This is a genomic window from Bradyrhizobium sp. Leo170, from assembly GCF_004296405.1.
Lineage (GTDB): Bacteria > Pseudomonadota > Alphaproteobacteria > Rhizobiales > Xanthobacteraceae > Bradyrhizobium.
On record NZ_PSRR01000257.1, the window covers coordinates 1 to 12,426 of the forward strand.

Sequence of the window (12,426 nt, forward strand, 5' to 3'; positions counted from 1 at the left end):
CGAGCCGGTTGCGCGCGTCGGTCAGGCGGATGGTCTCCAGCACTTTCTGGATGCGCTCGGTCTCGGCCCTGCTCTCGCGCCAGAACAGCGTGCCCCTGACGCTGTGGTCGACATTGAGTGCGAGCAGGAGATTGTCCTGCACGGTCTGGCTTTCGAACACCGTCGGCTTCTGGAATTTGCGGCCGATGCCGAGCTCGGCGATGCGGGTCTCGTCCAGCCGGGTCAGGTCGGTGACCCCATCGAACAGCACGGTGCCCTCGTCCGGCTTGGTCTTGCCGGTGATGATGTCCATCATCGTGGTCTTGCCGGCGCCGTTCGGGCCGATGATCGCGCGCATCTCGCCCGGCTCGAGCGCGATCGAGAGGTTGTTGATGGCGTGGAAGCCATCGAAGGAGACGTGCACGCCATCGAGATACAGCATCGCGGAAGTGGCACGGGTGTCCATCACGTTCATCGCGCCTGCTCCGCCGGATTGGGTTCGCTGATGCCGTCTTCGCGTGCGGCGCTTTCCGCGGCCGCGTCGCGCTGCGCCCTCCATGGCTCCCACCAGGAATTGAAGGTGCCGACGATGCCCTTGGGCAGCAGCAGCGTCACCAGGATGAACAGCGCGCCCAGCATGAACAGCCAGTACGGCGCAAGCGGGCCTGAGGTGAAGAAGGTCTTGGCATAGTTGACGACGACGGCGCCGAGCGCAGCGCCGACGAGCGTGCCACGGCCGCCGACCGCGACCCAGATCACCGCCTCAATTGAATTGCCCGGCGCGAATTCGCTTGGATTGATGATGCCGACCTGCGGCACATAGAGCGCACCGGCGACGCCGGCCATGCAGGCCGACAGCGTGAACACGAACAGCTTGTAGGATTCGACGCGATAGCCGAGGAAGCGGGTGCGGCTTTCGGCGTCGCGCACCGCGATCAAGACCTTGCCAAGCTTCGAGGTCACGATCGCCCGACAGATCAGGAAACCAACAATTAGCGCAAGACAGCTCAGCGCGAACAAGGCGGCGCGCGTGCCGTCGGCCTGGACGTTGAAGCCCAGGATGTCCTTGAAGTCGGTCAGGCCATTGTTGCCGCCGAAGCCGAAATCATTGCGGAAGAAGGCAAGCAGCAGCGCATAGGTCATCGCCTGGGTGATGATCGAGAGATAGACGCCGGTGACGCGGGAGCGGAAGGCGAGCCAGCCGAAGCAGATGGCGAGCAGGCCCGGCACCACCAGCACCATCAGGGCCGCGAAGGGGAACATGTCGAAGCCGTACCAGTACCAGGGCAGCTTGTCCCAGTTCAGGAACACCATGAAATCAGGCAGGATCGGGTTGCCATAGACGCCGCGGCTGCCGATCTGGCGCATCAGGTACATGCCCATGGCGTAACCGCCGAGCGCGAAGAAGGCGCCATGGCCGAGCGAGAGGATGCCGCAATAGCCCCAGATCAGATCGATGGAGAGCGCCAGGATCGCGTAGCAGACATATTTGCCCCAGAGCGCGACCAGATAGGTCGGCACCTGCAGGAACGAGCCTTGAGGCAGCAGCAGGTTCGACAGCGGGATCAGGATGCCGGCGGCCGCGACGATAAGGATGAAGGCGGTCGCGGCGCGGTCCAGCGAGCGGGTGAGGATATGCGCGCTCATGCTTCCACCGCCCGCCCTTTCAGCGCGAACAGGCCGCGTGGCCGCTTCTGGATGAACAGGATGATCAGGACCAGGATGGCGATCTTGCCGAGCACGGCGCCGGCGACCGGCTCCAGGAACTTGTTGGCGATCCCCAGCGTGAAGGCGCCGACCAGCGTGCCCCAGAGATTGCCGACACCGCCGAATACGACGACCATGAAACTGTCGATGATGTAGCTCTGGCCGAGATTGGGGCTGACATTGTCGATCTGCGACAGCGCCACGCCCGCGATGCCGGCAATCCCCGAGCCGAGGCCGAAGGTCAGCGCGTCGACGCGCGAGGTGGCGATACCCATCGAGGCCGCCATCCGGCGGTTCTGGGTCACCGCGCGCATCTCGAGCCCGAGCGCGGTGTAGCGCAGCATCGCAAGCAGGATCACGAACACCGCGAGCGTGAAGCAGAGGATCCAGAGCCGGTTATAGGTGATGGTGATCTGGCCGAGCTCGAAGGCGCCGCTCATCCAGGAGGGATTGCCGACTTCGCGATTGGTCGGGCCGAACATTGTGCGCACCGCCTGCTGCAGCACCAGCGACAGGCCCCAGGTCGCCAGCAGCGTCTCCAGCGGACGACCATAGAGGAAGCGGATGATGCTGCGCTCGATCAGGACTCCGATCCCGCCCGCGACCAGGAAGGCGAGCGGCACCGCGATCAGGAGCGAATAGTCGAACAGGCCGGGATAGCGCGTCCGGATCACCTCCTGCACCACGAAGGTGGTGTAGGCGCCCAGCATCACCATCTCGCCATGGGCCATGTTGATGACGCCCATCACGCCGAAGGTGATGGCAAGCCCGATCGCCGCCAGCAGCAGCACCGAGCCGAGCGACAGGCCATACCAGGCGTTCTGCACCGCCGACCACATCGCCAGATTGCTCTGGATCGAGGAGATCGCGCCGGTGATGGCTTGCGCCACCAGCGGCGGCTGGTCGGGGCCGGCGCTGGTCAATAGCGCCAGCGCTTCCTGGTCGCCGCGCGACTTGATGACCCCGACCGCCTCGAGCTTGTCGTTGTCGGAGGCGTCAGACTTGAACAGGATGATCGCCGCACGGGCCTCGGTGAATGCCTGCTTGGCCGCCTTGTCGGTCTCCTTCGCGAGCGCGCCCTCGACCACGGAGAGTGCGTTCTCGTCATGGCTCTTGAAGACGGATTGCGCGGCGGCAACGCGCTTGGCGGGATCGGGCGAGAGCAGCGTCAGGCTGCCGAGTGCGGCCTCCACCGTGCGGCGCAGGCGGTTGTTGAGACGGACGGACGCCGCATTGTCCGGCAGCTTGTCGACGGCGGCACCGGTGGCGGCATCGATGATCTTGCCGTCCGTTTGCGTGATGAAGACTTTCTTGCTCTCGGGATCGGCCGACAGCCGCTCCTCCTGGAGCGCCGAGATGATCGGGAAGGCGAGCGGATTGCCCGAGCTTGCGACCGCCTCGATCGCTGCTTCGGTATCGGAAAATTCGTCATTGGCGAATTTGGCGACCGCGTCCTCGAACGGACCCGCGAAGGCCGGCAGCGCGAAGCAGGCAATCAGCAAGACTGAAAGGACGATCGCGCGAAAACGATCAAGGAAATAGCCAAACACGTGACGACCCCGGCAGGAGTGGTGAGGAGAAGGCGGCGAACGCCGCCGCCTTCTCCAGTCTCTTGGAAGACTGTTTAAATGGACGGCTTAGATCAGGAGCCCTGACCGCCGCACTTGTTGGTCTTGGTGTTCCAGTTGCCGCACTTCTTGCCGACCCAGTCACCGATCAGGTCCCTGGAGCCTTCCAGCTCCTTCGACCAGGCATCGCCCGCGACGAGGCCGGGGGTCTTCCACACCACATCGAACTGGCCGTTGCCCTTGATCTCGCCGATGAACACCGGCTTGGTGATGTGGTGGTTCGGCAGCATCTTGGAGACGCCACCGGTCAGGTTCGGCGCCTCGGTGCCGGGCAGCGCGTCGATCACCTTGTCCGGATCGGTCGACTTCGCCTTCTCAACTGCCTTCACCCACATGTTGAAGCCGATGTAGTGCGCTTCCATCGGGTCGTTGGTCACGCGCTTCGGATTCTTGGTGTAGGCCTGCCAATCCTTGATGAACTTCTCGTTGGCGGGCGTCTTGATCGACTCGAAGTAGTTCCAGGCGGCGAGATGGCCGACCAGCGGCTTGGTGTCGATGCCGGCGAGCTCTTCCTCACCGACCGAGAACGCCACCACCGGGATGTCGGTCGCCTTGATGCCCTGGTTGCCGAGCTCCTTGTAGAAGGGAACGTTGGCGTCACCGTTGATGGTGGAGACCACCGCCGTCTTCTTGCCGGCCGAGCCGAACTTCTTGATGTCGGCCACGATCGTCTGCCAGTCGCTATGACCGAACGGCGTGTAGTTGATCATGATGTCTTCCTGCTTGACGCCCTTCGACTTCAAGTAGGCTTCCAGGATCTTGTTGGTGGTGCGCGGATAGACATAGTCGGTGCCCGCCAGCACCCAGCGCTTCACCTTCTCGTCCTTCATCAGGTAGTCGACCGCGGGGATCGCCTGCTGGTTCGGAGCGGCGCCGGTGTAGAACACGTTGCGCTCGGACTCTTCGCCCTCGTACTGCACGGGGTAGAACAGGATGTTGTTCAGCTCCTTGAACACCGGAAGCACGGATTTGCGCGACACCGAGGTCCAGCAGCCGAACACGACCGCGACCTTGTCCTTGGTGATGAGTTCGCGCGCCTTTTCCGCGAACAGCGGCCAGTTCGATGCGGGATCGACGACGACAGCCTCGAGCTTCTTGCCGAGCACGCCGCCTTTCTTGTTCTGCTCGTCGATCAGGAAGAGAATCGTATCCTTCAGCGTGGTCTCGCTGATGGCCATGGTGCCGGAGAGTGAATGCAGGACGCCGATCTTGATGGTGTCGTCGGCGGCTTTGGCCGGAGAAAATGGCGACGACGCCAGGCCCAAAACCAGACCCGCGGCGGCAGCGAGCCAGCCACGGCGGCTCAGCGTCGCTATATCGTGAGTAAGCTGTGTGATCATGAAATGTCATCTCCCTGACGCAGGCGTGAACGCATGCGAACGGCCCCACGGCCGCCTGCGGTCAAGGAATCGCAAGAACCATGCCACGGTCGAAGCACCGCTTAAGCCATTGCTAGCGCACAGCAATTTGGCATTTCCGGGAAAACATAGAGCATCGTCGCCTAATTATTAGGCGCTAGAAATGTATGCCAAAGCGGCAATCAGTTCATTTTTTGAGCAATCAGACCGATTTGGCTAAATTTCCGGCAGCTAATTGTGACGCTGTCACGACATCGGGCTCGCGCCCTGCAATAGCGACTTCGCTCCTGCGGCCGGCCGAATTCGAGGAGAGTTTACCTTGAAAGCGCCGCGTTCATGTTCCATATGGTTGCCATGACCCGCGCGAATCGCCGGGTCGGCGCAAGCTTGCGTGTTCTAAGCCGCCTTGGTTCCAACCAGCCTCGGCGGCTTTTGGCTTGCCTTTGATCAGCCAACAGCACCGATGCCCCAAACACGAGGGTATCACCGATGCCCTCACGCGCCCGGCCGGCATGGCCGGCGCGCCTGACGTTTTGATGGAAAGACCTCCCTTTTGACCTCCTTTCAGGATTTCGGCCTTGCCGATCCCATCGCCCGCGCACTTCGGGAAGAGAACTACGTCACCCCCACTCCGATCCAGGCCCAGACCATTCCGCTCGCGCTCGAAGGCCGCGACGTGATCGGCATTGCGCAAACCGGCACCGGCAAGACCGCGTCCTTTGCGCTGCCGATCCTCAACCGCCTGCTGCAGAACCGCACCAAGGTGCAGCCGAAGTCGTGCCGCGTGCTGGTGCTGTCGCCGACCCGCGAATTGTCGGGCCAGATCCTCGACAGCTTCAATGCCTATGGCCGCCACATCCGCCTTTCTTCCGCACTCGCGATCGGCGGCGTACCGATGGGCCGGCAGGTCCGCTCGGTGATGCAGGGAGTCGAGGTCATGGTCGCCACCCCCGGCCGCCTGCTCGACCTCGTGCAGAGCAACGGCTTGAAGCTCAATCAGGTCGAGTTCCTGGTGCTCGATGAAGCCGACCGCATGCTCGACATGGGCTTCATCAATGACATCAGGAAGATCGTCGCCAAGCTGCCGCAGAGGCGACAGACGCTGTTCTTCTCGGCGACGATGCCGAAGGATATCGCCGAGCTCGCCGAAGCGATGCTGCGTGATCCGGCCCGCGTGGCGGTGACACCGGTGTCCTCGACCGCCGAGCGCGTCACACAGCGCATCATCCAGGTCGATTTCACCGCCAAGCCCGCCATACTGGCGCAACTGTTGAAGCAGGAACCGGTCAACCGCGCGCTGGTGTTCACCCGCACCAAGCACGGTGCCGACAAGGTGGTGAAGGGGCTGGAGAAGGCCGGCATCGCGGCTAACGCGATTCACGGCAACAAGTCGCAGAATCACCGCGAGCGCACGCTAGCGGCCTTTCGTTCCGGCGAAATCCGCACCTTGGTCGCGACCGACATCGCCGCGCGCGCATCGACGTCGACGGCATCAGCCATGTCGTCAATTACGACCTGCCCAACGTGCCGGAGACTTATGTGCACCGCATCGGCCGCACCGCACGCGCCGGCGCCGACGGCGTTGCGATCTCGCTGATCGCGGGCGCAGAGGAGATGGGATATCTGCGCGACATCGAACGGCTGATCCGGGTGGCGCTGCCGCGCGAAGATCGCCGTACACCGGGCAATCGCGAGCAGGCGCCTGCCGCCGCCGCCGCCCCGCATCGGGCGGCTGGACGAGCGGCGCAGCGGCCCCATATGGCCAAGGGAAATGAATCGCCTCAGGCAGCAAAAGGCCCTCGCCGCCGCCGCCGTGGAGGTGGTAAGAATGGCGCGCCACAGGCGAACCGGGGCGAGTCGCCACGTCCGCCGCAGATCGGCAAGAGCGAGGGCAACCAGGGCAGCGGCATTCAAGGCGTCGCCTTCTTGCACCGCGAAAGCCGGGCGAAACCGCAGCCCAAACGCAACAACCAAACGCAGCACTAGCCGTCAATCGATTCTGGAGAACCACATGGCTAAGGAAGAGCTGATCCAGTTCGAGGGGCTGGTGACCGAAATCCTCCCCGACGCACGCTATCGCGTGCAACTCGATACCGGACACGAGATTGTCGCCTATACGGCCGGCAAGATGAAGAAGAACCGCATCAAGACGCTGGCCGGCGACCGGGTTACGATTGAAATGTCGCCCTACGATCTCGAGAAGGGGCGGCTGATTTTCCGTCACAAGGACGAACGTCCGAGTTCGCCCGGCGGCCCGCCGCGCGGCCAGGCGCCGCGGGGCGGCCAGTTCCGCCGCCGCTGACGTGCCCCGAAGCCGTCCGGAATCGCGCACGACGCCCTGACGTCTTGCGCGATCCCGGCGGTTTGCACGTTCGAACGAAATCCGCGCACGTCAGGATTGTTTTAGGGCCGTTTTTCGCATAATATCGGGCTAATCGATTTTCGGCCGGACGACATTAGCCATCCACCGGTATCCCGGTTCAGGTGCTGACGACCCTTCCAAAATTCGATCCACCAGCCTGCCAGAAGCGGGCTTTGACTTGTCTATCTGAGAAGGGACTATCCCGTGAGCATGGGAACCGTGAAGTGGTTTAACGCAACCAAGGGCTACGGCTTCATTCAGCCCGATGACGGCGGCAGCGACGTGTTCGTGCACATCAGCGCAGTCGAGCGCGCTGGCCTGGGCACGCTGCGCGAAGGCCAGAAGATCTCCTACGAGATCGTGTCCGATCGTCGCTCCGGCAAATCCGCCGCCGACAATCTGCGCTCGGCGGGCTGACCGACGACGGGCCTGCGTCCGCAGCGTTAGCGACTGAAGCAAACGCTCCGAAGCAGGAGCACCGAATAAGAAAGAAGCCGCGCTCACCGCGCGGCTTCTTGTTTTAGGTTGCGCGCCAACGTCGCGCTGCTAAGAAACCGGCGTGCAGCTATTGCTTGATCCGGTGAGCTGCGGATAGTCGACGCAGGTCGAGTGCCTCGGGCGGGTATAAGCCTCGTCATCCATCGGAAGACCAGTCTTGAGCACATAGCCGACCGTCGGCGTGTAGGTGTAACTGACCTCGCTCCAGATCAGCCAGGTGTTCGGTATCAGCAACCCCTCCGGAACCGTCGCCGTATCGTTTGGCTTGTGCGGCGAAGCCATGAGCGCCGCCTGTGGCGAGCCGCTGACCATTGCGACGGTGGCCGACTGGCTCCACTGGATCTTCGCGATCTTGTTCTTGTCGATGAATATTTCCGAGACGGTCGCGGACAACGGCGTCAGCGAATAGGGCAGCATGATTGCCCCGCTCGAGGCGAAGGCATTCTGCATATCCGTGTTCTTGACGCTGTCCAGCGATTGCGAGGTCAGGTCGGAGGCCGCGTGTGCCACCAGTGCCAGCTTGCGCTTGATGGCGATGGCAGAGCTGAGCTCGACCGTTCCGAAGAACAGCACCAGCATGATGGGCACGATCATCGCGAATTCGACAGCCGCCACGCCGCGGCAATCGCGCACGAGATCGCCGATCTTGCGGCGCACGCGCCACGTCGATGAGAGCAAACTCTTTCTCATTGCTTCGCTCATGAGCACGTCACCCCACCAGTCGGAAAGGGCTCGTTCTTGAAGACCGCCGTTCCCGACAACAGGCGTTTGCTGCCGCTCAGATTGGACAGGTCGTATTCGAGATTGTATCCGACGTTGAGGATTTTGATGATGTAGACCGGCCACTGATAGAACAGCCTGACCACGACGATATTGCTGTCCTGGCCAGGACAATATCTCATGTCATTGATGAAGGTGCTGCTTCCATTGATCTGGTTGGGAATCTTGACCACGTTCGCCTGCGCGTAGCTGCGAACGTCGACATAGATGCCGTTTCTGCAGTCGAACATAAAACTGAGCGTGTGGCCGCAAACCAGATCCTTGAATTGCGCCTGACTGAGCGAACCGCTTTGGGCCTGGCCGGTCTGGACCAGCCGCGCGGTATCCTGGGTGATCGTCTCGAGCACCTGGCTGGCGAAGAAGACCAGCGCGGTCTCGATGATCGCGAACAGCAGCGCGAAGAACACCGGCGCGACGAAGGCGAATTCAACGGCGGTTACACCGCGACGATCGCGGCGAAACCGGCGCAACAAGTTCCGGAAAGAGCCAAGGGGCTGCGGCATCGGGGGAGTCTCGCGGGAATGACCCCGCAAGGACTAACCGAAACTGATTGTCGAAATGTTTCGCCGGACCGAGACGGCACGACCCGCTCCGTTAGGCCGGCGTTAAGCATGGGCGGACAGCGCAACGACGCCGCCGCCAACGCCTCTGCAGCTTTCGTCAGTTGGACGATTTGTCAGTTGGACGATTTGGAGGCGGACCCGCCCTGCCCGCTTGCCTGGGTGCTGAGCGTGCCGGCCTGATCGATCGCGGACTTGAAGTAGTTCTCGCCATCGCCGAGCGTCACGCGGCGCTGGCAGATCGGCATACAGCTATAGGATTCCCGCTCGATGCCGCGATAGACGGTGACGAGTTGGTCGCTCGGGCCCTGGACCTGGATCTGGCGATCGACCAGCACCTGGCCGTTGCGGTCCATCGCGATGAAATTGGTGGCACCATAACCCTTGCCGGTGACGACCACGACGCCGCCGGTCTGCAGCGTCACGTCGGCGATCATGGGGTTGCCGACCACGATGGTGGCGATGCCGGTCGGGAGCTTGACGAGCTTGGCCTGGTCGACATTGACCTCGATCCGATCAGGGTCGGCCGCGGCAAAGCTTGCAGAAGGCCAGGCCGTGACGGCGGCTGCGAGAAGGCTGAAGGCGAGACCCGCCAACGTACGGATACGGTCTGACTTGAACGACATGCTCTACCCCGGGACACTGACAAGCCGGCAACCGCGATACGCAGCGGAAGCGGCGCCCGACAGAGCTAAACTGACAACAATTCATGAACGAAGTGCAAAAAGCGCTTCCGCAATTGCACCCGCATTCGTTTCCGGAGTGGACGGGCGACTTGCCTGCTGCATCGCCGCGGCCGCCTACCCAATCCTCTCGTAACCGAGCGCACCTCGATACGGGGTTTGATCCAATCACGTCGGCATCCAAAAGATTCAAGTTTTACCGAACGTCTTAAGCCCGCGTTGACTCTGGGTCGGAACTGTCAAATTTGGGGCGATCTTTCTGCAATCGAATTAACTGCTGCGCAATTGTCGCACCCCTACGGTCGCGTGCATGGTCACGGTGCTGAGAACGCCGGTGTGACCAAACGATAGTTCGACCAGCCACGTGCACACCAGGAGTAATCTATGAAGAACCTCGTTTCGCGTTTCATTAAGGACGAGTCCGGCGCGACCGCCATCGAGTACGGTCTGATCGCCGCGCTCATTGCCGTCGTGATCATTGGTGTCCTCACCACCATCGGCACCAACCTCAACGCCAGGTTGCAGCAGGTGTCAGACGGACTGACGCCGAAGGGGTAACTAACTCTCGCGGCCAGCGACAAAGGCCCCGGCAATCCGGGGCCTTTGTTCTATTTGTCGAGTAGGACGGCGAAGCATGCGTAGGTTACCTGTTCCACGAGTTGCGGCAACCAAGGCGTACTTTCGGGCCGACAATAGCAACGGCGCGTCCGCGCACATCATCTGCGTCGCCCTGGCACTTGCGGTTTTCACGCTTGCCTGCCGAATAGCGGCAGTCTGGTGAGCTGCCCCTGCCTTCGCCGATTGTTCATCTCTCGCGGCTAGATTCGAGACGACCTCATTTGGACCGCACGGGCTGCGTAATCACATGATCCTCGACATTCTTCGCCTGCTGCTGTTTCCCGCACTGATGGCATTCGCCGCCGCAAGCGACCTTGTCAGTATGACGATTTCGAACCGCGTGTCATTGGCGCTGGTTGCGGGCTTTGTTGTGCTCGCGCTCGCAAGCGGCATGGGACTCCACGAGATGCTTTCGCATGCCGGAGCCGGCGCCCTCGTGCTCGCGGCGGGATTTGCCTGCTTTGCGTTCGGCTGGATTGGCGGCGGGGACGCCAAGGTCGCCGCCGGCGCCGCGCTGTGGTTCGGCTTCGACCATCTGCTTTTCTACTTGCTCTATGCGTCCCTGTTCGGCGGCGCGCTGACGCTGCTTTTGCTCCAGTTTCGACGGTGGCCGCTGCCTTACCCGCTGCTGGGCCAGGCCTGGCTGTTGCGGCTGCATGCCAAGGAGACCGGCATCCCCTATGGCGTCGCGCTCGCACTTGGCGCGCTCGTGATCTATCCCGAGACCGAATGGATGAAGGCGGTCGACTTCGCGCATTTCGTAATGCGTTGAACGGGTGGAAGTAACTGCCCGTTAAGGCGATTTAGATACGCCTCATTAACCATGCTTTGACGAATAGCTGGTCAACTGCCGATCACAGCGGCGGGAACCGTCGCGTCGTCCTGTGGAAAGTGAAGCGTAATGAATACCGCCCGCATCGTGGTCCTGGCTATTGCCGGCGTTGCCGGCCTCGCGGCGCTGTATCTGGCGAGCGGAGGCGGCGACCGACCCGCTCCCAAGACCGAACCGGTGGCACAACTGCCGACCGTCGACATACTGGTCGCGAAGTCCGATATCGGCCTCGGCCAGTCGGTCAAGGCCGACGACTTGCAGTGGCAGAGCTGGCCGGCCGCGACGGCGAGCGGCACCTTCATGCGGCGCGACGGCAAACCCGAGGCGATGAAGGAGGTCGTTGGCTCAATTGCGCGCGCGCCCTTTATCGCCGGCGAGCCGATCCGCGAACAGAAGTTGGTGAAGGCCGATGGCAGCGGCTTCATGGCCGCGATCCTGCCGTCCGGCATGCGCGCGATCTCGACCGAAATCTCGCCGGAGACCGCTGCCGGCGGCTTCATCCTGCCGAACGACCGGGTCGACGTCATTCTCTCCAAACGCAGCAAGAATCCGGACAGCAATGGCCCCGACGTCGTCAATTCGGAGATCATCCTGAGCAATGTCCGCGTGCTTGCGATCGACCAGGCGCCGAAGGAAAAGGACGGCACCAGCGCGCTGATCGGCAAGACCGTGACACTCGAGCTCAAGCCCGAACAGGCGGAGACGCTGGCACGTGCCCGCCAGAGCGGCACGCTGACGCTGGCGCTGCGCAGCATCGCCGACGTCAATATCGTCGAAGCCAACGCCGACAATCAAATGCGCAGGCGCGGCCAAACCATCAACGTCATCCGCTACGGCATCGCCAGTCCGCAAACGGTACAGAAGTGAGCGAAAGGGCGCGGGGAATGAGAGGCTGGGGGAATCGATCGATGCTGCGAGCTTTCGTCGTTCGCGCCCTATCGTTTTCGGCCGCTGTCGCCTTTACGCTAAACCCGGCTCTGACGCCGGTGGTGGCGAGCGATTACCGCGTCACGGCACCGCCAACGGCGGACGGCAAGGCCAACGCGCGCTTCCTGTCGCTCGGGGTCGGCAAATCGGTCGTGGTCGACCTGCCCCGCGATATCAAGGATGTACTGGTGGCCGATCCCAAGATCGCCAATGCCGTGATCCGCTCGTCGCAGCGCGCCTATATCATCGGCGCCGCGGTCGGCCAGACCAACATCGTGTTCTTCGACTCCACCGGCGCGCAGATCGCCGCCTATGATATCGCCGTAAAGCGCGATCTCAACGGTGTGCGCGCTGCGCTCCGCCAGTCGCTGCCGAATGCCGACATCCAGATCGACGGCGTCGGCGATGGCGTGGTGCTGACCGGCACGGCTTCGAGCCCGATCGAGGCGCAGCAGGCCGGCGATCTCGCCGCGCGGCTTGCCGGCGGCCCCGAA

Annotated in this window: 13 protein-coding genes and 1 pseudogene; 7 read left to right on the forward strand and 7 right to left on the reverse strand. The window is 62.6% G+C overall.

Annotation, left to right across the window (positions count from 1 at the left end; all coding sequences use genetic code 11):
* The 4 genes from CWO89_RS31545 to urtA form a co-directional block, all read right to left on the reverse strand.
* Positions 1–454 (reverse strand): ATP-binding cassette domain-containing protein (locus CWO89_RS31545; protein WP_130582414.1); only part of this gene is annotated, 454 nt, incomplete at its 3' end.
* A complete protein-coding gene (urtC, locus tag CWO89_RS31550; RefSeq protein WP_130582415.1) occupies positions 451–1,626 on the reverse strand; it encodes an urea ABC transporter permease subunit UrtC in 1,176 nt (391 codons plus the stop codon). The genes urtC and CWO89_RS31545, both read right to left, overlap by 4 nt.
* Positions 1,623–3,236, reverse strand: coding sequence for an urea ABC transporter permease subunit UrtB (gene urtB, locus CWO89_RS31555; RefSeq protein WP_130582416.1), 1,614 nt, complete (start codon positions 3,234–3,236; stop codon positions 1,623–1,625). The genes urtC and urtB overlap by 4 nt, the downstream gene beginning before the upstream one ends.
* A gap of 92 nt (positions 3,237–3,328) precedes the next feature.
* Positions 3,329–4,654 carry an urea ABC transporter substrate-binding protein gene (gene urtA, locus CWO89_RS31560; protein ID WP_130582417.1) on the reverse strand — a complete coding sequence of 442 codons (1,326 nt, stop codon included), beginning with the start codon at positions 4,652–4,654 and terminating at the stop codon, positions 3,329–3,331.
* A 571-nt stretch (positions 4,655–5,225) separates the two neighbouring features.
* Between urtA and CWO89_RS31565 the strand changes: the two are divergent.
* From CWO89_RS31565 to CWO89_RS31575, 3 genes and pseudogenes are all read left to right on the forward strand, one after another.
* Positions 5,226–6,658 (forward strand): annotated as a pseudogene (locus CWO89_RS31565) (DEAD/DEAH box helicase).
* A 25-nt stretch (positions 6,659–6,683) separates the two neighbouring features.
* Positions 6,684–6,974: a translation initiation factor IF-1 gene (infA, locus tag CWO89_RS31570; RefSeq protein ID WP_130582418.1), complete on the forward strand. Its 291-nt coding sequence runs from the start codon at positions 6,684–6,686 to the stop codon at positions 6,972–6,974.
* A 264-nt stretch (positions 6,975–7,238) separates the two neighbouring features.
* On the forward strand, positions 7,239–7,451 hold the full coding sequence (locus tag CWO89_RS31575) for a cold-shock protein (RefSeq protein WP_130582419.1): 213 nt from the start codon (positions 7,239–7,241) through the stop codon (positions 7,449–7,451).
* A 129-nt stretch (positions 7,452–7,580) separates the two neighbouring features.
* On the opposite strand, the gene CWO89_RS31580 is transcribed toward CWO89_RS31575, so the two are convergent.
* From CWO89_RS31580 to CWO89_RS31590, 3 genes are all read right to left on the reverse strand, one after another.
* Entirely contained in the window at positions 7,581–8,222 is a 642-nt protein-coding gene (locus CWO89_RS31580; protein WP_245476669.1) for a TadE/TadG family type IV pilus assembly protein, read from the reverse strand.
* Positions 8,223–8,230: 8 nt separating this feature from the next.
* Positions 8,231–8,815, reverse strand: coding sequence for a TadE/TadG family type IV pilus assembly protein (locus CWO89_RS31585; protein ID WP_130582421.1), 585 nt, complete (start codon positions 8,813–8,815; stop codon positions 8,231–8,233).
* Positions 8,816–8,988: 173 nt separating this feature from the next.
* Positions 8,989–9,498, reverse strand: a complete 510-nt coding sequence (locus CWO89_RS31590) for a pilus assembly protein N-terminal domain-containing protein (protein WP_130582422.1) — start codon at positions 9,496–9,498, stop codon at positions 8,989–8,991.
* A gap of 441 nt (positions 9,499–9,939) precedes the next feature.
* On the opposite strand from CWO89_RS31590, the gene CWO89_RS31595 reads away from it, so the two are divergent.
* The 4 genes from CWO89_RS31595 to CWO89_RS31610 form a co-directional block, all read left to right on the forward strand.
* Positions 9,940–10,113: a Flp family type IVb pilin gene (locus CWO89_RS31595; protein ID WP_130582423.1), complete on the forward strand. Its 174-nt coding sequence runs from the start codon at positions 9,940–9,942 to the stop codon at positions 10,111–10,113.
* A 307-nt stretch (positions 10,114–10,420) separates the two neighbouring features.
* On the forward strand, positions 10,421–10,945 hold the full coding sequence (locus tag CWO89_RS31600) for an A24 family peptidase (protein ID WP_130582424.1): 525 nt from the start codon (positions 10,421–10,423) through the stop codon (positions 10,943–10,945).
* Between the two features lie 129 nt (positions 10,946–11,074).
* The gene (gene cpaB / locus CWO89_RS31605) at positions 11,075–11,872 is read left to right on the forward strand and encodes a Flp pilus assembly protein CpaB (RefSeq protein ID WP_130582425.1); all 798 of its coding nucleotides are present in this window, start codon (positions 11,075–11,077) and stop codon (positions 11,870–11,872) included.
* Positions 11,873–11,913: 41 nt separating this feature from the next.
* Positions 11,914–12,426: pilus assembly protein N-terminal domain-containing protein (locus CWO89_RS31610; RefSeq protein ID WP_502702928.1), on the forward strand; the 513-nt coding region annotated here is incomplete at its 3' end.

Bases quoted from the DNA above. Each gene is read 5' to 3' on its own strand.
- urtC (WP_130582415.1), bottom strand. From the start codon at position 1,626: ATGAGCGCGCATATCCTCACCCGCTCGCTGGACCGCGCCGCGACCGCC.
- urtA (WP_130582417.1), bottom strand. From the start codon at position 4,654: ATGATCACACAGCTTACTCACGATATAGCGACGCTGAGCCGCCGTGGC.
- infA (WP_130582418.1), top strand. From the start codon at position 6,684: ATGGCTAAGGAAGAGCTGATCCAGTTCGAGGGGCTGGTGACCGAAATC.
- CWO89_RS31580 (WP_245476669.1), bottom strand. From the start codon at position 8,222: ATGAGAAAGAGTTTGCTCTCATCGACGTGGCGCGTGCGCCGCAAGATC.
- CWO89_RS31585 (WP_130582421.1), bottom strand. From the start codon at position 8,815: ATGCCGCAGCCCCTTGGCTCTTTCCGGAACTTGTTGCGCCGGTTTCGC.
- CWO89_RS31590 (WP_130582422.1), bottom strand. From the start codon at position 9,498: ATGTCGTTCAAGTCAGACCGTATCCGTACGTTGGCGGGTCTCGCCTTC.
- CWO89_RS31595 (WP_130582423.1), top strand. From the start codon at position 9,940: ATGAAGAACCTCGTTTCGCGTTTCATTAAGGACGAGTCCGGCGCGACC.
- CWO89_RS31600 (WP_130582424.1), top strand. From the start codon at position 10,421: ATGATCCTCGACATTCTTCGCCTGCTGCTGTTTCCCGCACTGATGGCA.
- cpaB (WP_130582425.1), top strand. From the start codon at position 11,075: ATGAATACCGCCCGCATCGTGGTCCTGGCTATTGCCGGCGTTGCCGGC.